The 17,418-nt window shown below is 38.1% G+C and carries 31 protein-coding genes; 8 read left to right on the plus strand and 23 right to left on the minus strand.

All coding sequences use genetic code 11. From position 1 onward, the window contains the following. Nucleotides 1-469: 469 nt before the first annotated feature. Nucleotides 470-898 (minus strand): ArpU family phage packaging/lysis transcriptional regulator, encoded by a 429-nt coding sequence (locus HT711_RS08110; RefSeq protein WP_001165369.1) that lies wholly within the window; start codon nucleotides 896-898, stop codon nucleotides 470-472. Between the two features lie 130 nt (nucleotides 899-1,028). Between HT711_RS08110 and HT711_RS08115 the strand changes: the two genes are divergently transcribed. Further along, nucleotides 1,029-1,244: an AbrB family transcriptional regulator gene (locus HT711_RS08115; protein WP_001098945.1), complete on the plus strand. Its 216-nt coding sequence runs from the start codon at nucleotides 1,029-1,031 to the stop codon at nucleotides 1,242-1,244. Continuing rightward, nucleotides 1,228-1,581: a type II toxin-antitoxin system PemK/MazF family toxin gene (locus HT711_RS08120; protein ID WP_000125658.1), complete on the plus strand. Its 354-nt coding sequence runs from the start codon at nucleotides 1,228-1,230 to the stop codon at nucleotides 1,579-1,581. The genes HT711_RS08115 and HT711_RS08120 overlap by 17 nt, the downstream gene beginning before the upstream one ends. Before the next feature lie 20 nt (nucleotides 1,582-1,601). Here HT711_RS08120 and HT711_RS08125 read toward each other — a convergent pair whose 3' ends face one another. The 19 genes from HT711_RS08125 to HT711_RS08220 all read right to left on the minus strand — a co-directional run bounded on the left by HT711_RS08125 (nucleotide 1,602) and on the right by HT711_RS08220 (nucleotide 11,299). Further along, nucleotides 1,602-1,994 carry a YopX family protein gene (locus HT711_RS08125; protein WP_172922637.1) on the minus strand — a complete coding sequence of 131 codons (393 nt, stop codon included), beginning with the start codon at nucleotides 1,992-1,994 and terminating at the stop codon, nucleotides 1,602-1,604. Further along, nucleotides 1,991-2,251: a DUF1372 family protein gene (locus HT711_RS08130; RefSeq protein ID WP_173234852.1), complete on the minus strand. Its 261-nt coding sequence runs from the start codon at nucleotides 2,249-2,251 to the stop codon at nucleotides 1,991-1,993. Before HT711_RS08130 ends, HT711_RS08125 begins: the two co-directional genes overlap by 4 nt. Then, a complete protein-coding gene (locus tag HT711_RS08135) occupies nucleotides 2,248-2,724 on the minus strand; it encodes a class I SAM-dependent methyltransferase (protein ID WP_173234850.1) in 477 nt (158 codons plus the stop codon). The genes HT711_RS08130 and HT711_RS08135 overlap by 4 nt, the downstream gene beginning before the upstream one ends. A 150-nt stretch (nucleotides 2,725-2,874) precedes the next feature. Then, nucleotides 2,875-3,213: a hypothetical protein gene (locus HT711_RS08140; RefSeq protein WP_112445719.1), complete on the minus strand. Its 339-nt coding sequence runs from the start codon at nucleotides 3,211-3,213 to the stop codon at nucleotides 2,875-2,877. After that, nucleotides 3,213-3,365, minus strand: a complete 153-nt coding sequence (locus HT711_RS08145) for a hypothetical protein (protein ID WP_173213994.1) — start codon at nucleotides 3,363-3,365, stop codon at nucleotides 3,213-3,215. The genes HT711_RS08140 and HT711_RS08145 overlap by 1 nt, the downstream gene beginning before the upstream one ends. Before the next feature lie 379 nt (nucleotides 3,366-3,744). Next, on the minus strand, nucleotides 3,745-5,145 hold the full coding sequence (locus HT711_RS08150; RefSeq protein WP_112445721.1) for a virulence-associated E family protein: 1,401 nt from the start codon (nucleotides 5,143-5,145) through the stop codon (nucleotides 3,745-3,747). Continuing rightward, nucleotides 5,129-5,956: a bifunctional DNA primase/polymerase gene (locus tag HT711_RS08155; RefSeq protein WP_112445723.1), complete on the minus strand. Its 828-nt coding sequence runs from the start codon at nucleotides 5,954-5,956 to the stop codon at nucleotides 5,129-5,131. The genes HT711_RS08150 and HT711_RS08155 overlap by 17 nt, the downstream gene beginning before the upstream one ends. Nucleotides 5,957-5,968: 12 nt before the next feature. After that, complete coding sequence (gene ssb / locus HT711_RS08160; protein WP_007518739.1) at nucleotides 5,969-6,361, minus strand: single-stranded DNA-binding protein; 393 nt, start codon at nucleotides 6,359-6,361, stop codon at nucleotides 5,969-5,971. After that, nucleotides 6,354-6,545 carry a hypothetical protein gene (locus HT711_RS08165; RefSeq protein WP_112445725.1) on the minus strand — a complete coding sequence of 64 codons (192 nt, stop codon included), beginning with the start codon at nucleotides 6,543-6,545 and terminating at the stop codon, nucleotides 6,354-6,356. Before HT711_RS08165 ends, ssb begins: the two co-directional genes overlap by 8 nt. Next, nucleotides 6,545-7,255 (minus strand): ERF family protein, encoded by a 711-nt coding sequence (locus HT711_RS08170; RefSeq protein ID WP_112445727.1) that lies wholly within the window; start codon nucleotides 7,253-7,255, stop codon nucleotides 6,545-6,547. The genes HT711_RS08165 and HT711_RS08170 overlap by 1 nt, the downstream gene beginning before the upstream one ends. Before the next feature lie 10 nt (nucleotides 7,256-7,265). After that, on the minus strand, nucleotides 7,266-7,580 hold the full coding sequence (locus HT711_RS08175; RefSeq protein WP_112445729.1) for a hypothetical protein: 315 nt from the start codon (nucleotides 7,578-7,580) through the stop codon (nucleotides 7,266-7,268). A gap of 11 nt (nucleotides 7,581-7,591) precedes the next feature. Continuing rightward, nucleotides 7,592-8,767, minus strand: coding sequence for a DEAD/DEAH box helicase family protein (locus HT711_RS08180; protein ID WP_112445731.1), 1,176 nt, complete (start codon nucleotides 8,765-8,767; stop codon nucleotides 7,592-7,594). Beyond that, nucleotides 8,736-9,200 (minus strand): hypothetical protein, encoded by a 465-nt coding sequence (locus tag HT711_RS08185; protein ID WP_112445733.1) that lies wholly within the window; start codon nucleotides 9,198-9,200, stop codon nucleotides 8,736-8,738. Before HT711_RS08185 ends, HT711_RS08180 begins: the two co-directional genes overlap by 32 nt. Then, nucleotides 9,200-9,550: a hypothetical protein gene (locus tag HT711_RS08190; protein WP_240148997.1), complete on the minus strand. Its 351-nt coding sequence runs from the start codon at nucleotides 9,548-9,550 to the stop codon at nucleotides 9,200-9,202. Before HT711_RS08190 ends, HT711_RS08185 begins: the two co-directional genes overlap by 1 nt. 8 nt (nucleotides 9,551-9,558) lie before the next feature. Next, on the minus strand, nucleotides 9,559-10,041 hold the full coding sequence (locus tag HT711_RS08195; protein WP_173213996.1) for a siphovirus Gp157 family protein: 483 nt from the start codon (nucleotides 10,039-10,041) through the stop codon (nucleotides 9,559-9,561). After that, entirely contained in the window at nucleotides 10,041-10,382 is a 342-nt protein-coding gene (locus HT711_RS08200) for a hypothetical protein (protein ID WP_112445738.1), read from the minus strand. The genes HT711_RS08195 and HT711_RS08200 overlap by 1 nt, the downstream gene beginning before the upstream one ends. A gap of 199 nt (nucleotides 10,383-10,581) precedes the next feature. Next, a complete protein-coding gene (locus HT711_RS08210; protein WP_112445742.1) occupies nucleotides 10,582-10,776 on the minus strand; it encodes a hypothetical protein in 195 nt (64 codons plus the stop codon). After that, complete coding sequence (locus HT711_RS08215) at nucleotides 10,773-11,045, minus strand: hypothetical protein (RefSeq protein ID WP_050253752.1); 273 nt, start codon at nucleotides 11,043-11,045, stop codon at nucleotides 10,773-10,775. The genes HT711_RS08210 and HT711_RS08215 overlap by 4 nt, the downstream gene beginning before the upstream one ends. Nucleotides 11,046-11,137: 92 nt before the next feature. Further along, nucleotides 11,138-11,299 (minus strand): hypothetical protein, encoded by a 162-nt coding sequence (locus HT711_RS08220; RefSeq protein ID WP_112445744.1) that lies wholly within the window; start codon nucleotides 11,297-11,299, stop codon nucleotides 11,138-11,140. Between the two features lie 52 nt (nucleotides 11,300-11,351). Between HT711_RS08220 and HT711_RS08225 the strand changes: the two genes are divergently transcribed. After that, nucleotides 11,352-11,837 carry a hypothetical protein gene (locus tag HT711_RS08225; protein ID WP_112445746.1) on the plus strand — a complete coding sequence of 162 codons (486 nt, stop codon included), beginning with the start codon at nucleotides 11,352-11,354 and terminating at the stop codon, nucleotides 11,835-11,837. A gap of 79 nt (nucleotides 11,838-11,916) precedes the next feature. Here the strand turns inward: HT711_RS08225 and HT711_RS08230 are convergent, their stop codons facing one another. After that, nucleotides 11,917-12,171 carry a hypothetical protein gene (locus HT711_RS08230; protein ID WP_112445748.1) on the minus strand — a complete coding sequence of 85 codons (255 nt, stop codon included), beginning with the start codon at nucleotides 12,169-12,171 and terminating at the stop codon, nucleotides 11,917-11,919. Between the two features lie 82 nt (nucleotides 12,172-12,253). On the opposite strand from HT711_RS08230, the gene HT711_RS08235 reads away from it, so the two are divergent. Next, nucleotides 12,254-12,475, plus strand: a complete 222-nt coding sequence (locus HT711_RS08235; protein ID WP_188111580.1) for a hypothetical protein — start codon at nucleotides 12,254-12,256, stop codon at nucleotides 12,473-12,475. Between the two features lie 194 nt (nucleotides 12,476-12,669). On the opposite strand, the gene HT711_RS08240 is transcribed toward HT711_RS08235, so the two are convergent. After that, nucleotides 12,670-12,876, minus strand: a complete 207-nt coding sequence (locus HT711_RS08240) for a helix-turn-helix transcriptional regulator (protein ID WP_050201102.1) — start codon at nucleotides 12,874-12,876, stop codon at nucleotides 12,670-12,672. A 221-nt stretch (nucleotides 12,877-13,097) separates the two neighbouring features. Between HT711_RS08240 and HT711_RS08245 the strand changes: the two genes are divergently transcribed. After that, nucleotides 13,098-13,793, plus strand: a complete 696-nt coding sequence (locus HT711_RS08245) for a hypothetical protein (protein ID WP_112445752.1) — start codon at nucleotides 13,098-13,100, stop codon at nucleotides 13,791-13,793. A 283-nt stretch (nucleotides 13,794-14,076) separates the two neighbouring features. On the opposite strand, the gene HT711_RS08250 is transcribed toward HT711_RS08245, so the two are convergent. Beyond that, complete coding sequence (locus HT711_RS08250) at nucleotides 14,077-14,214, minus strand: hypothetical protein (RefSeq protein WP_000969962.1); 138 nt, start codon at nucleotides 14,212-14,214, stop codon at nucleotides 14,077-14,079. A gap of 153 nt (nucleotides 14,215-14,367) precedes the next feature. Here HT711_RS08250 and HT711_RS08255 point away from each other — a divergent pair, with 153 nt between their 5' ends. The 3 genes from HT711_RS08255 (at nucleotide 14,368) to HT711_RS08265 (ending at nucleotide 17,317) form a co-directional block, all read left to right on the plus strand. Further along, on the plus strand, nucleotides 14,368-15,144 hold the full coding sequence (locus tag HT711_RS08255; protein WP_081574876.1) for a S24 family peptidase: 777 nt from the start codon (nucleotides 14,368-14,370) through the stop codon (nucleotides 15,142-15,144). A gap of 1 nt (nucleotide 15,145) precedes the next feature. Beyond that, the gene (locus HT711_RS08260; RefSeq protein ID WP_173249985.1) at nucleotides 15,146-15,910 is read left to right on the plus strand and encodes a hypothetical protein; all 765 of its coding nucleotides are present in this window, start codon (nucleotides 15,146-15,148) and stop codon (nucleotides 15,908-15,910) included. 279 nt (nucleotides 15,911-16,189) lie between these two features. Beyond that, the gene (locus HT711_RS08265) at nucleotides 16,190-17,317 is read left to right on the plus strand and encodes a site-specific integrase (protein ID WP_173213998.1); all 1,128 of its coding nucleotides are present in this window, start codon (nucleotides 16,190-16,192) and stop codon (nucleotides 17,315-17,317) included. Nucleotides 17,318-17,418: the final 101 nt, after the last annotated feature.

A 17,418-nucleotide genomic window follows, 5' to 3' on the forward strand; every position in this document is an offset into this window, starting at 1 on the left:
AAGACGACTACAACCTTGCGTGTGTATTAAATTTTGACTTCATTTTTATTTTTTGTAGTCTTTACAACCTCTGAGGGAATCAAACCCTCTAGCTTATAACTTACCTAGGATATAAGTAGCTACGCAACCATGCGAGGTTCGGTCACTTCTGCAACCATTTTTAAGTTAATGAGTGATATATGAATGCTAAGCCTACTGCCTACCCCATTCTGGGACACAAACACTCAAATGACAGTAGCTGGAATTGAACCAGCTGGTCTAGCAGTAAAACGCACGTTTGGTAAAAGTTTCAAGGAGACCCAAACAACCTGCTAACCTGTCCTTACTGTCTAAGAGGCCGAAGCCTCTGTATTTTTAGGAGTCCTCATGACTGTTCGTTGCCAATCATTGGATAATACTATTTTAGCACCTTTTTCCGCTCCAATTCTCCCAAGATTTTCCCAGATTTTTCCCAAGATTTTCCCAGAAATCACTTGTAGACTAAAAGGTTGCTAGCTTGATAGGACTCTGCAAACTCTAATAGAGCTTTGTTTAATATCCGATAATACTCACTGGATGAGTAGCCTAGTTCTGAATAAATGCTGTAGTCTTCCCTCCTTTTCTTCCTGCAATATCGTTCGATTAGGATACGTGTATATTCCATATCGGAAAGATTGTTGATTGCTTTAGCGATTAGTTCTAGGTCCTGCTGAGCTGATACTCTACGCACGACCATGCTTTCTACCTGCTTACTTGTCTGACCACTTGATGATCTTGGCTCAAGTGAGTAGGATATTGTTATTTTCGGAGCGTATTCTTCTCCAGCAATCCGTCTCAGACGACTGTATTTTTTAAGGACTTTGATAGCTTCCTTTCTGGTCTTCTTTTCATCGATGATATCCAATAATTCTATTTGCACACGAACTCCTCCTCATGATATAATAGTTCTGCAAAACTATACCATGAAGGTCAGCCGTGTGCTGGCTTTTTTCTTGCCTTGCTCCGCTTTTAGGTGTATACTGTATGTATACAAAATAAAGGAGAAACAAATGAATACTGTTAAAACTCGTAAGGTTGGGAACTCTGTCACTGTGACCATTCCGAAAACACTCAATGTTCCAGAAGGTCAGGAAATGTTTGTCTACAAGGGTGTAGATAATGTCATTGTCCTGGCTCCAAAAATTCCAGACCCATTTAGTGGTGATGCGGATCTACGCATGGAAGATGACTTCGAGGGGGTGAAATTCCTTGACAGCGAAATATGATTACATTCCAGAAAAACAGGACATTATCTGGATTGACTTCGACCCGTCTGTTGGACGTGAGATTCAGAAACGCCGTCCTGCTATTGTCGTCTCGCGTAGAGAGTATTCGGAGCGAACTGGATTTGTGGCTGTATGCCCTATTACACACGGTCAAAGCAGACTAGAAGAACAAGGCCTGCTCGTTCCTGTGCGTTCCAATAAGGTAGATGGCTCTGTCAATCCACTCCAACTCTATACTTTTGACTTTAGAGAGCGCAAGGCTCAAAAAATTACAACCATGGATACAACCAGTTTTCAGAAGGTTGTCCAACTCTACAACTTCATCTTTGAAGCCTAGTCCTTATGGATTGGGCTTTTTTATTCCTCCAAAAATTCAGGGTTTTCGTAGATGTTGCCGATGACTTCTTCATGCTCAGTCCACGCATATCCTTCTCCCAAGTCTTTTAGGTATACAGCTGGCATTCCACCTATGAATGTACCACCATATTCTTTTTCTAAATACACTTCATGTGGACATCCTCTTGTGCATTTGATAATATCTCCGACAAAGACCTCTTTGCCGTTCTTATCCTTGAGTCCTGTTGATTGCATGATAGAGTCATAATCATCAAAATGTAACCACTTTTTTCTATCTTCAATCCAAATGACAGGACAAGTCCAGTTTTCATCATCTGTGTCACAATTGCCTACCATGACTTTGTAATTCATTTCTTTTCGCAGTCTATCCCACGCTCTAAATTTTGGTATCATAACATCACCTCATCCCCAACTTTCACTTTCTCATACACGTCCTTCGTAACTACAAACACCCCGTAGTCACGAATGGTAAGCGTGTATAGCTTCCCCTGTCGTCCTTTCTCAAGGACTTTACCGAATATCTCTGCTCCTGCATTATCCGCCTTATAGATAACCATTGGCTTCTTCTTTTCTAGTTCTGCAATCCTGTCCATCTGCCAGATGTTTAGTCCGGCAGATAGAAGAATCCAGATAGCTATGAATCGTTTCAATCTGCGACCTCCTCAAATTTCATAAACGCCATCCAATGCGTAGTACCTCTTTGTTGCCCAAACAATGGTTTAAAAGGTACAGATTTAAGAACTTCTTTAACGTTGATTTGACAATCAGACCATTTGAAAACTAGAGTACCTCCAACTTTTAGAACTCTCATACATTCTTCAAAACCCTTGGCTAAATCTTCCGACCAGGTAATTTTATCCAGCTGGCCATATTGTGATCGCATAATTGAGTTTTGACCTGCCCATTTTAAATGTGGCGGATCAAATACTACTAGATTAAATGTTTCATCATCGAATGGCATATCACGAAAATCTCCGACAACGTCAGGGTTTACGTTTACCTTTTTTCCATGTATTTCAAATTTTTCTTGTCTGATGTCCATGAAAGTTGTATGACTCTCATTTTTATCAAACCAAAACATACGACTGCCACAACAAGCGTCTAGTATTCGTATATCTCCCATCACTCAACTTCCTTGCTCTTAGTTTCTCCAGTAAGTCTATTTTCTAAAATGTGACTTGTATAGCAAATATCACTTTTATACGTATAGTGATCAACGGTTTCTTCAACCCATTGGCTTCGTGTGTACGGGTATCGTTCAGGTCGTTTCATGTTACCACCTCATATATAAATATTTCGTGTCAATATCTTGTTCTAAAATACAATCCCTTAACGATTTCAAAACATCTAATGCATCATTGACCGTTCCCCATTTATTTACAGGTTCATACTTTACATATTTTTCAGGATACTGTTCTAATTCAGAGATACCGCGTTGAATGTTATCTAAAACATCAGCTATGTTGTACGTAGTGTCTTGGTCAAAATCCCAATCCATAGCAATTCTAAACATCTTCCCGAGATTGTAGGTCGGAGAACTATATTTAGGTTCAGCGATACGAATATAATCTCCGTTTTCTATTTTCGCTAAGATTTCCAAATCATAACTCATCACTCCATCTCCTCCATCTTTACTTTATATATTCGCTCACCTCGATACTTGCTCTCGAGTTGAGCCTTGCATTTAGCAGCATCTCCTTCTTTCTTAAAAAAGTGAGTTTCGTCTACCATGTTGTCAAAATATAGTGTTACTGTGTATGACATTTTCTCTCCTTTATTTATTAAATAATAGGCTTATTTTGTGAATATTTTTTCTAAGGTTACAGGTTACATCACTTTTCGCAAAACATATTTTATAAAAAACAAGAATGCTGTTATATCAACGTTTATAGCACTTGCTATTTTTACTTATTAAATATTTTATATAAATGATGTAACCTTACTAATAGACACCCTAAAACAGCAGTAGTATCAAGGGTTTAGGAGGGTTACATCACTTTTTTAAAAATTTTATCAAAAACAGCACTCAAACCCTTGATATAACTGGTTTTTCCTGCGGTTACATCAATGATGTAACCTGATGTAACCGAAACACGATTTTTGACCGTTTTTTGCCTAAAAGGTTACATCATTTTCGCTAAGGTTACATCACTTCTGTTTGTATATTTTTTCTAAAATATGCACGTAGTGTCTTACCTTTAACCTTCTTTATTTTGTATTCCCAATCCTGATTGTTGTCCATAATCAACTTGATTTTCCTAGCAATCTTTTCACCTCTCGCACTATCAATGTCAAAAACATTCTTTAATATCTGTTTGGCAGACACACTCGATTGAAGCTTCACACCTTCATATATCAGGCCGGACTCATTGCGATAGCTGCCATCATTGAAATAGAACCAGGTATATTGATGCTGTTGAGTGACTGAGAAGTCTTCCCACTCTTCTGGAACCAGCATTTCAAGATAATCGTATACCTGTGATTCTGCCTCATCTTTATAAGTGAAGCTCTCCTTATAGACCGCAAGCTCATTTTCGAACTCATCATCAAAGGTAAGCATAAATCCTTTTTTGTAAATAGCGACTGCTTCACCCCAAAGCTGGAGCACATCATGATCTGTCATATCAAACGGCTTGACAAACTGTTGGCCTGCATCTACCAGCACAGGCAGAAAGCGCCGTTCACCAGTCTTGTCTCCCAGGTACTCGATTTTATTGCTGGTCCTTGCGATAACAAAGTTTTTAGGAAATTTTTCGGCTCTGCGACCGTAGGATCTACGGAAAGAAAGTTCTGTTTTAGTCACGAACGCTTTTAACTCATCAAAAGTAGTCTTTCTGGACGCGACCATCTCATCATCGTTGACAATCAGGGATTTTAGCATGATCTCATAGTTATCTTTATCCATAAAGTCTTTAGCCGAATCCGTGTACCAGTCAACAGCTATCTTTTGCAAGAATGTGGTCTTACCGGCACCTTGACCACCGACCAAATCGAGCGTGTAGTCAAATTTGACCCAGGGATTAAAAACCTTAGATACCGCACCAACAAAGAACATAATAGCTATTTTCTGAACAAAGATGCTATCCTCTGCACCCAACCAAGTTTGAAATACCTGGGCAAGTCGTTCTTTATGATCCCATGACTCATAAGCATTTTCCATATATTCCTTAACCGGATTGTAGGTTTTTTCTGCAAAAAATGCTTCGATACCGTCTCTTAATGCTCCAGCCTTGAAAACTGTCTTGAAGTGATTTTCCAAGTATACACTCAAATAGGATTCAAAGGCAGACGGTAACTGCCCCTTTCTTAACTGAATAGCATCTAGTTTGACATCCTCTACAATTTCATGTTCTCCAGTAAATTCATTGTGCCTGAGAAAGTCGTTGAGCTTGTTATCGCTCTTCATTGCAAGCAGAACATTTCTGGGACTGTCGGCCACGATAGATTCAATTTCAATCTCTTCGCCTTCCTCGTTCAATATTTTTTTCTTCCTACGTGAAAACTGCTTAATTGAAATATTCACGACATCACCTATTCTGGCCACCCCCCCTCATGTGTTTCTTGATCATGGATTCGACAGTTCTACTTAATTCTTTATGACTAAGAGGTTCTACCGAATTATTATTGGCTGTTTCTGCAAGTGTTAAGATATAGTTTGGATCAACTGACCGACTCAAGAGTCCGCCGACAAACTTTGCGAGCGTATCATTCCTGCTACCTTCATTACCAAACCCTAGGACAACCATTTCAAAGAGTTCTGTTGTCCTGTTTCGCTTACCAGCACCTTTACTAATTTGATAGTAGATATTATCCAGGTCACTACCAGAGTTCTTTTTGTTGTATTCCTTCTTAATGGCCATAACAAGAGAACGACTAGCCGTAACCATAGTGCCACCCTCTTTAGACTTTTTCTTGTCCCAAGTATAGACACCTTTGGGAGTTTTAGACGGAGCTACCACTACGTAATTGTTTGGATGCGCTTTGATATCCACACCGGGCAGAAATTTAATCATCTGGGTCATGGACACATCAGGATGTTTAAAATAAAAAATATGTTTACCGCCACTGGCTGTCTTCGCCTGAAGTGTTGGAGTTATCAAGTTCAGATGCTCCCAATTGGCCAGACTCTCATAGCCGTTATGCTTGCCATGTAAGTCAATATCGATTACGAAAAATTTGTCAGTCCGAACAGCAATATTGCTATCCGGATACTGATTCCAGTAATTTTCAATTTCCTGGGCAGTCATTGGTGGCTTATCTGCAAATTTAATCGCTGGTTGCTTTCCGTTAGGCACTACGGGAATTACGGAAAACCCCGCTTTTTGATATTTGAGAGCATATTCTTTCATTCCCATTTTAGTTACTCCTTAGAACGGCAAATCATCGTCTTGAATATCCATCGGGTTGTCATTCCCAAATGTATCATTCGAACTTTGTTGATTACGGCTTTCCAACATTTGGAAATTCTCAGCCACGACTTCTGTTACGTAGACACGTTGTCCTTGCTGGTTATCGTAACTACGAGTCTGAATACGGCCTGTCACCCCGATAAGTGAGCCTTTTTTAGCCCAGTTTGCAAGATTTTCGGCTTGTTGGCGCCACATAACGCAGTTGATAAAGTCAGCCTCACGCTCACCATTTTGACTCTTAAATGTACGGTTTACTGCAAGAGTAAAAGTCGCAACTGCTACATTTTGCGGTGTATAGCGGAGTTCAGCATCACGGGTCATGCGCCCTACAAGTACAGCATTGTTAATCATTTGATTCCGTCCTTTCAATCGCAAGGCTAAAGTTATGTTCATTGATAGAGATTGGTAAAACGACACCTTGCTTATTATCATCTGTAATAATATCAAACAAGGCAGTTAATACCTGTTTTCCGATAAGCAACTGTGTACCAGTCAAAGATTCCTCGCTATTAAGTTCGACATACTTCTTTTCCATTATTCAATACCTTTCGCTTTCTTCGCATCTGCGATAATCTGCTCAGCTTCTTTCAAACGGCCAGCTGGGATGCTTTCAGGTTTGTCAACACCCATCTTATCGATGAACCATTTTCCAATTGTTGCAGCAGGACTCCCTGTAGCTTCTGCCATATTTTTGAGTTCTGTCCGAATGGTTTTAGCCTGTGCTCCTGTAATGGTTTTGAATCCGTTACTTTTAGCTGGAGCTTTGCCCGGTTGCTCTTGCTGGCTATTTGTTTTTTGAGCTGGTTTTTGCGATGTACGGCCTGTTTGGTTATTCTGATTATGATATTCATCCGTATCAGGATCCTTATTGTCATCAATCATAAAGAGTCCGTTTAGCGCGTATTTACGTGCATAGCTGGATGCAGCACCTGTGACTTGACTACCATCCATCCCTTTTTTGCTATCATCTTCTCTAGCATATGCTGTAGTCCCAATGGTTTCACCAACTGCATAAAGAGTCGCAGTTGCTTCGACATAGTACCTATCACCAATCTGCACAATTCCGTCTTGCAAAATCAACACCGCATCATGTTCCTGCAAGATTGGCTTCAGCGCTTCTAAGATGTCCTCAGCGCTCCGATAGCTGTACTTCCCAAAGCTATTATACTGTCCTTTCGGAGCAACCAAACTCTGCTGGATGCTCTGTAAAGTAACAAAGATTGAGGATTGTTGTTTTGTTACCATAAATCCCCCTTTATAAACTTCTCAATAGATCAAACAAATCAGGCTTAGTATTTTGACGCTCGATTTTTTGAACATCGCCACCATTTGGATAAGTTAGATCAAATGTAGCCTTAACCCGAACAACCTCCATTCCGTGTACTTTGGCCGCTGCTTTTACCGCTGTTTTCTGTTCGAGATAAGAATTGTATGGCATTGTAAGAGCACTCTGAATATTGTCCACAAAAACGGCCTTTGTAGCTAATGAAGAACGATTGTTCTTGAGTTCATTTAAAAACTGTCCGTTTTCTTTGTTACGCATTACAATATAATCACTTGAAAGTTTCATTTTGATTCTCCTTAGAAATAAAATTCAATGACACGCACGTCATGTTGTTGACGGCTGCCTATTACTCGCCATAAAAGTTGGCGATAATCGTCATAATCTCCATCCGATGGATTAACAGGGTCCAGGACCACAATAGTTTTAAATTTATGCTGAAGGCCATCAACCCCTACACCCAACACCTGGCTTGTAGCAACCACATTTGTCTGTTCGAGGGAGTCCTTCTTATCTCCAGTCCAAATACCAATTTCTGGATGACGTTCTCGAATGACCTCTACAATCTGCTTGGATTTGCTAACTATCAACATATCTGTCTTACTGGTCAGCAGAAGATCCAATTGAAGTAGCATTGGAGTATCTGCATTAACTGCTTTCAACTTTGGAAAGTCAATCTCAAAACCTGTCTGAGTAAGATATCGTTCAAAAGTCTTTCGACCAAATGTTTGTTTGGCCATGGCATATTTACCATTTTTCCCAACGATGTTCAATTTCCTAAATTGTTCTAATTCCTCCGGATTAGCTGTTAGACACCAGATGGGTTCAAAGACAACCTCAAATCCGTTGTTTTCCTCCGCTTCCTCAATAGCTTCTACTTCTTCCCAGCGGAAAAAATTTGGCAGATTACTTACATAGCTTTCATAATCTCGGAAGTCATCCCACTCTTGCTTAGAATAGCTGAACTTGGAATACTTCATCTTGCCGTGGGCTAGTTGCCAGTTTTCCTTTTGATTAGGATCAGCCATTCCAAAAAATGTTTTTTCAAGCGGGTAGAAGTTTTGTCCCTTCTTCCTGATGGGCGTTGCTGACAATCCTACAGTATAGCCACGTTTGACCTTTTGATAAGCCTTCACATTGGCATCACTAGACATATTCTGCCACTCATCAATAATGAACACATCACACTCAATAGACTCATCGCTTGCAAGTCTGTTCTGTAATCTACGGTCCGTCATGGTTTCTAATTCAAAATCAGTATTGTAGCCTAGATTTTGATAAGTGCTGCTCCAACCATCCAGGATGGCCAACCGATTATTGATTACTAGGACCTTTTTGGCTTTCTTGTGCTTTGCTATTTCAAAAGCACAGATGGTCTTACCACGCCCCCCATACGCCTCAAGGAAAATCCCAGGGCAATTACGGTCGCTTCGTTTAACTGCTTCAGCTTGCCATTTGCGTAATTCGATTGCCAATGTCCACAATCACCTCCTCAATATCTTTCCTCTGGGCATAGAAGAGCCCAAGCCTTGCAGCTGCCCTCACATCGTTGTGGTGGCTTTTTTCAAAGGACCATAACCCAAGAGCTTTCAGCAAGTCATTTGGTATATCTGTCTGATAACCTGCGTTACGCTGCAGAACCAAGTCCGGATAGCATAGTTCAATGGCTGCAATAGTTTCTACAACTGAGTTGTCCCTGGAATAATCATTGTCCCTAACCTCAAATTTTTCAACGACCACTATGTCGAACTCAAGACCGCGCCCAATCTCTTTGAACCAGTTTTTAAAGTTTTGAGCGCCATAAGGTACTACCCAATAGTCAACAAGCTTTGCATTATCCAACAAGACAACTCCTGTTGTGCTGGTTTCAATTTTATTACTGCTTGGATCAATAGCTAAAATTTTCATCAAACACCAACTTTCTCAGTCAGCACTCCTGGATAAAGGGCAGTGTTAAACCAATTTTGTTTATTCACCTTTGCAAAGGCAAATAGCAATTTAACTTCTTTTGCTTGTTTTTCGAATTTTCGAATATCTTCTTCCGATTCAAAGATAGGTTTTTCCTTATATTTAGCGACTGTTACCAGCTTGTACTCTGGAGTAAATACCGGCTTTTCATTTCCTTGATCAAGATTTGTTTCATCTACTTTTACAAAGCGAATTGCAACATCAAATAGAAAACCTTCAGTAACAAGTACTTCAATCGATTCTGGTCCAATCACAACAGCTAGTGAATCTGTTACTCGTGTTTTATTCATCAATTCCATTACTTAATCACCAACTTTTCTGTCCGGACAAGCTCCGCACCTTTAATTTTCTTACCAGATTTAAGCAACTCTTTGAGTGTTTTTTTGTCCGGCGCAAGCGTCACTTTTTTTGTAAAATATTTTTTCGGAAGGTCATCTTCGTTGACCTTGACTGATTCTGGATTCTTAGCAATTTTTATAATCAGGGCACCACTCTTAACTTCGGTTTGACCTGTGACATTCATAGCTGTCATAATGTTATCCTTGACATAATCCAGTTTTTTCTGTGCTGCCTGTTTCTTCGCTTTGAAGCTCTCTTCCTCAGCCTTGTACATGGCCACGTCGGCTTCTAAATTCTTGATAACATGGGCATATCCTTCTGCTTTCTGTTCGAATTGTTCTTGCCAATCGATAGCCTCAAGAGTGTCCGTTTTTGTTTCGTCATCAATATCCATTTGATAAATTGTCAGGAACTGACCTGTTAGTTCGTATAAACTGGCCATTACTTCGTCACCTCTTTCATCAATTTATTTGCTTCTTTGATTAGCAAACGCATAACGTTGCTATCAGTTTCTTTCTCTGCTGCTCTTGTCAGCATTTCCACCCACTCACGTCTAGTATCATTCTTCCAATCAACCAATTCAGTGAGTGCCTGTGTATGGTTATAGTAAGGCGAGTAGTCGTATGACTTATCTTCCAAGCGAACGCATCTGCCTGCCTTGATGTCTTTGGCCAAATTCGCCCTCACATTACTATTTGTTGTACCGACAACCTCAGCCACTTCATCGCATGAGGCAGCAGGGTGCTCTCTATAATATTCCCTGATTCGTTCCGCTTGAGTCATGTTTCTTCTCCTTATTTCAACCCTTCGGGCGGTTCCACATCATATGTAAATTGTTTACCTGAACTTCTCAGGTTCATCCGTGCGACATTGTTAGCTATTCGCTGACGCTCTTGCCGCTTCATTTCAGCGTGGTCATCCAGTGTATTCACTAGCGACCATAGTCCAATCCCTACGATTGTTACCAGGTAAATGTATTCCATCATTTTGCGTTTTCCTTTTCTTTGTAGATTGCTACGATTTTCTTCAAGTCTGCGATTTCTTGATTTGATTCTTGAAGTTTTTCTTGTGTTTCAATCAGTGATTGATTGAGATCCAAAGCGACCTCTTTCCAGTCAATATTAGTTTCTTCGACATCTTCCGAAAAGTAGTTTTTAATTCTTGCTAGTAGGTTCATCCAACTGACCTCATTTTCTTGCTTTTCGCCATTTCTTTCTTCCAAGTTCGAGTTCCTCTGTATTGCAGATAAGCATCAAAACCTTTAATCGTGACAAGTTGGCCATCATTCCTAAGATGTTTCTGTTGGCTAGGTAGCTTTTTCATCTCGCGTCTCATGTCTCCCGCTTGTCGCTTTGAGCATCCAAAGATGTGTTCTAATTCTTCATCATTAGCAGAGACTTTTTCAATAATCACATCTTTAATTCTTACAATTTCAACTGCTTCCATTTTTACTCCTTTCGTGTTATAATTCAATTAGTAATTTTTGATGAGCGCCTGACTTCGTTAGGTACTTTTTTGTTTTGCCTTAGACAGAAAGTCTAATCATTGACAAGCTTGGCTTTTAATTCAACTTCAATAAGACTAAGTCGATCGATTGCTTCTTGCAATTCTTCGGCTTTTTTTGATACTTCTTTACAGGCTTCCTTGAATTCTTCAATACCAGAAACTTCAACATTAAGCCGATGTCCTATTGGTCTCATCTCTACTCCTTTCTGTTTGTGGTATAATGAAATCAAAAACGAGGTAATTCTGATGTTTAGTTTGATTGATATTTTGAATATTTCTGCTGCATGGATTGGTGCTATAACGGGTGTCACAGGTCTGTTTTACTCAATTTTTATAAATAGAGCTCGATTATTGATAACAGATGCCTATGCGATGGAAGTGTCAAATGAAGCACCTTACAAATATTCTTTTAAGCTTGTTAACCCAAGTAACAACACATACACAATCAAAAGTATTCAATTGTTCGATGATGACGGAAAGGAAATAAAAGATAATCATTTCGAACCATATGATAGCCTCCCTTTTCAAATACTTCAAAAGTTTATTTTGAGAAAAGATGATTTACATTCCTATCCTTTCGAAGTTGATGAAATTATTTTCCCCCATAGCAGTATTACTTATTCTTATTACTTGGATAGTTTACCGTGTAAAATCAAGGTCAAGACTAGCAAGAGAATTCGTTTCATTTTCAAACACAAATCATTCCATCCTGTCTTTAATAAAGCAAAATAGATTTATTACAGCACAAACTACATTTACGATTGTTACTATGATTAGTCCTAGTTCGTTCATCTTCCTTCTCCTCTATTTCCTACATGTTCAACCATTTCCTAACCAAATCAGTGCTGTCAACGCTGTTGATGGTTTCAGGAATAGTAGATAACTCTACTATCTTGACCCAGTAGCTATCTAGCACTTTCTTATCAACGTAGACCGCTTGTTCGCATAAACCGATGTGTCCATCAATGACCATCGCTCTACGGACAAGTAGGTCTTTTTCTGTTTCCAGTTCAATACGTCCAGCAATATTGCCAGAGATTTCAAGGTACTTGTCTGGTTCTTCCATCCATCCTCCTTTCTATTTCTAATCTCCATTTCTGCTATAATATAAACAGAAAGGAGTTAACCTTATAACTTTTAAAGAATATTTGACAATAGCAAGCAAACGCGACATCTACGATGATGGTAAAGACTTTGATTTTGAAACCATCTTTGCTAGAGAAATATTACGTTATGCACACGATTCCGAACTGGAAACCAAAACAGGTTTCTTTCGTCATCTTGAAATCATGGATGCCGAAGCTTGGTTTATCGAACTTGCTCACTCAGTCTATCAAGATTTTGAGAAATCAATTTCAGATTCTCACTAATCGAGCGTGACTTTTTTTGATACGGCAATCTCAGAAATTTACCACCAGAGCTGACTACCTTAATGATTTTTTCAAGGTGGTCTTTTTCTTGTTCAAGAGCATCAATAAATTCTTCCATCCGTCCTCCTCAAATCTTTCCGTTGAGTACCTGATTGCCGTCAGGTGCTTTTTTGGTTTTAATTACATTGTTACGGTTAAACCGCAATATCGGGCAAAAAAATAATATCATCCACTGATACTTCAAAAACATTAGCGATTTGATACGCTTTTGAAACACTTGGCTCTGTTATTCCACGTTCCCAATGCCCCCATGTATCAACCGAAACATTTACAGCTTCTGCTGCATCACTTTGTCTCCAATTTTTGAGTGTTCTTAGTGTTTTTAAAGTCATTTTTTGCACATTACCACCTCCTTATCTAAGTTCATCTAATCTGACTTTCCATCGCCCTGAGTTCAATCTCATGGCTGACTTGTCTAAATAGCTTCTCACACGCTATTTTTGCTTCTCTGTACGTTGTGTTCTCGCTGATGAAGTAATCAGCAAGTTCAATGATCTTATCTTCCAATTCTAACTCGCTTTCAAATGTGGTATAATCAAAATAAAACGATTGGAGAAATCTCATGTCTAAAAAAACTTGTTTTGTAGTTTCCGCTATTGGTCAAGAAAAATCAGAAATCAGGAATCATTCAGATAGTGTTTTAAAACACATTATTAAACCAGCATTATCTGATAAGTATGATGTGACAAGAGCCGATGAACTATATCATTCTGATAAAATAGATGAAAAAATATTTAAGGCTTTATCAGATTCAGACCTAGCTATTGTTGATATAACAGGAAATAATCCAAATGTCTTTTTGGAACTTGGCTATCGTAAAGCCTTAGATTTACCAACTATATTTTTAAGACAACAAACTGATGAAGATATTCCATTTGATATTCGGACAATCAATATCATTCAGTATGATTTAAAAAATGCCAGCGGTACAAATATGCTGGATTCTGTTCAAAAAACTATTGAACGAATTCAAAAAACCGAGGAAACTTTAGATTTTTCAACATTGAAAAACAAAAATAATGATGGAAAGGACTACGTTACAACTCAAGAATTCTCGCAATTAACATCTACAATTAACAATATTTATGACGCTGTCGAAAAATTGTCACATGAAGTGAAAAATATTTCAAAGACTAATCATTCTACAACTCAAGAAGATATTATCATGATGGCCTTCCAAAATCCTGAAAAACTAGAGAAATTCTTTGAGTTGCAGAATAAATACCCTAACGTATTTTCTCCTAATAATACTAATTAGCTTGCTCTAGACGAACTAACCTTTCTTCTAATCCCTTAATGTAGCCTTTGAGGTAATTTACCATGGCTACATTTTTTTCTATCTCTTCCTTTAGAGTTTCTAGTTCGGTCATATTTCCTACTCCTTATCTTTTTTATCATATCGGTACTTCACTATCTGACGAATAGTAAAAGATACAATCACAAATCCTGCTAGGATTATCAATCCAGTTTCTTCGCTCATTGCTTTTCACGGCAAATGATGGTACACTATCAAGTAGAGGTTGGGGCTTCTGCCCCTTTCTCTACTTTTTATTTTGAAGCTTACGTTTGTGTTCTAAGATTTGTTTGTGCCACAAACGTGCTTCTCTGGTTAAGCCTAGTACCAAGATGACGGTTGCAGTGTCCTTGGTTGCTAGGCTTTTTATGATGTGTTCCATCATTTGCCTTACCTCCTTTCCCTTAAGCTTGATTATATTATACTGCGGTTTAACCGCAATGTCAAGTGTTTTTTGCGTTTTTTTCGCATTTTTTTATTTTATTCTTTACTTTTTTGCGTTTTTGCCGTAAAATATACTATGTAAGGAGGGGCGGAAATGAAAGTCGAAAACAAAGAAATTTTTGCCAATAATCTAAGTTTTTACATGGAGCAAAAAGGAGTAGACAGAAATACATTATGTGCAGACTTGGATTTGAAATACACTACAGTTCGTGACTGGCTAAAAGGAATAACTTATCCTCGGATTGGTAAAATTGAACTTTTGGCAAACTATTTTAATATAAATAAATCTGACCTTATCGAAAACAAAATTTCTACTGCTCAACCGTCAGACTCCCTTTTAGAAGAAATTACAAACACAGCTCGAAAATTAAACACTGAAAATAAAAAAATCGTTCTACGAACGTCTGAGGATCTTCTGAAAGAGCAGAAAAACGAAGAAGAAGCGAAGATAAACGAAGTATCGGAAGTTATCAGCTTGTACCAAGTTGAGGTAGTATCTGAGACGGCAGCAGCTAGCGGATTCAACTACGGATTTGGTTATGACGATACAGACAGAGAGACTATAGAGGTTGACGAGCAACCACCACGTCACGATATTGCGACTAAGGTCAGCGGAGACTCCATGCAGCCTGACTACCAAGACGGAGATATTCTCTATTTAGTAGACAAAGGACTGACCACCTACAACGGCGATTTGGCAGTTATCGCATACGGAGACCGTTCTTACTTCAAGAAGATATATACCGAAAACGGACGCTTACGCCTAGTGTCACTCAATGACAAGTATGAAGACATCATTCTAGACTTCCCACCAGCCGAAGACACACACATCAAGATCTATGCGGTTATCGGGGTGTATAGAGGGGAATAAAATGAACAAAGAAAATCCATATTTTGAACAAACCAAACAAAACTACATAGAAGTTGAAAAACTCTATAAACTTGGTAAAGCAAAACATACATCTTCTAAATACCGATTTCTTGCACCAGCAGTTAAAAGACAATCTGAACAATTCTTATTTGAAGCTAAGACTAAAAAAAGAAAATATTGGAAATTCAGTCGTGGCTCTCTGATATTCGTAGAGTTCGGTGTAAATATAGGCGGAGAATTATCAAATAATCATTGGGCTATTGTCTTAGACAAAGTAGATAGTCCCTATAAAAAAACACTTACAGTAGTTCCTCTAACATCTAAAAATCAAATAGATACTGTACTCATAGACGAAGTCATTGCGGAATATCCTTCTATTTTGCTTGATGAATATATTGAAAAATTACACAAAGAATTATTTGCCTACCTAAAATATTTAGATTCCAATAATGCAATTACTGAAGCTGCCTTATTGGATGTCTACCAAGCTTATACAGAACAATTTTCAAACGAAATAATTCAACCTAAGATAATAGACGGTGACAACCTTAAACGGACACAATCAGAAATAACTGACGTTATTGAATTAACTCAATATTACAAAAAATACATTAAGCGTTCTTATGCCAAGTGTAATAACCTTCAAACAATCAGCAAAGATAGAATTTTAAAGAAAAATAGATTAGATCCAATCGGAAAAATGAAAGTATCTGATAACACATTGGACAAAATTAACGAAAAGTTAAAAGAATTATACCTTTTCTAATCTCTTGACATTTTTTAATAATTATATTACAATACAGCTATTAGGAGTTTAGCTCCATAAAGTTTACATTTGGATTTTAGATCCATATCGTGATGGTAGCCGTATTTGATACGGCTACTTTTCTTTTTATCTAGCAACTGTTTCCATTTTGGAAACAACTCAAAAAAGCCCCACGCTCAGAAGTTTGCAGACCGAGAGTGTGAGGCTAGTGGTAAGAAAAAAAGCATTAAAAAGCTCTTTTTCTTATACCCATTTTAACAAAAAAGTGAGGTAAACGCAATGTGGATGGAAGAACTTCCCAACGGAAAATACAAATTTTTTGAGCGATATAAAGACCCTTATACTGAGAAATTAAAAAAAGTTTCAGTGACCATGGAGAAGAAAACTCCCCAGGCAAGAAATCAAGCTGCTATCTTGTTGCAAGAGAAGATAAATAAAAAACTCAGCACAAAACAAGTAGAAAGCATTACATTTGAAGAAATCTATAACCTTTTCTATAAATCATGGGCGCAAACAGTAAAGGCATCTACAAAACACAATTATACTTTTGTTGATGCAACTATGAAAAAAGAAATACCATCTGACACTTTACTAGCTAATATCGATAGACGATATATCCAGAGCAAGATTGAAAATATTATTGATAGCAATGGCTATCATACAGCTTATAGAGTCCGCAGCAGACTCAAAAGCGTCTTCAATTATGCAGTTCAATACTCCTATATCGGAAATAACGAGGTTAATTACACGGTTATTCCTAAAAAGCCGGAAACTTTAGAAGATATTGAAAAAAAGCGCAACAAGTTTTTGACTATGCAAGAAATCAAAACATTAATAGACGCACTAAACAATCAACCGTATCAACAAAAATATGCCGATATGGTAACGGTTCTTGCTCTTACTGGTATGAGATATGGAGAGTTGACAGCATTACAACTCAAAAATATAGACTTCCAAAATAAAAAAATTGAGATTACAGGTAATTTTGATTCAGTAAACAAAATAAAAACATTGCCAAAAACCGCAAAATCCATTAGAACAATATTGGTATCAGATGCGGTTATAGAGGCCATACAGCGTCAAGTGATCCGCCTCACTGAACGCCATCAGCCGCTAAAAGATGATGATTATATCTTTTGCTTAGAAGTCTGGAATAGCCCAATAACATTAGCATCTTTTATTCAAATTATAAAAAAATACGGTGCGAAAGCTGGAATAGAAAAAAATTTATCTAGTCATATTTTCAGACATTCTCACATCTCGTTTTTAGCAGAGTCTGGATTACCTATCAAATCAATAATGGATCGTGTTGGTCACTCAAACGCAAAAATGACTTTAGAAATATACTCCCACACTACACAAGATATGGAGGGTAAACTCGTAGAAACGTTAGATAGTATTTTTTAATTTTGCCCCTTTCCTGCCCCTTTCATTCGCACAAAATAATAATAACCCTTGAAAATCCAGTATTTCCAAGGGTTATTTTTTTGTCACTAGAATCCGTCTAC

The sequence above is a fragment of the Streptococcus sp. 1032 genome, assembly GCF_013277015.1.
GTDB lineage: Bacteria > Bacillota > Bacilli > Lactobacillales > Streptococcaceae > Streptococcus.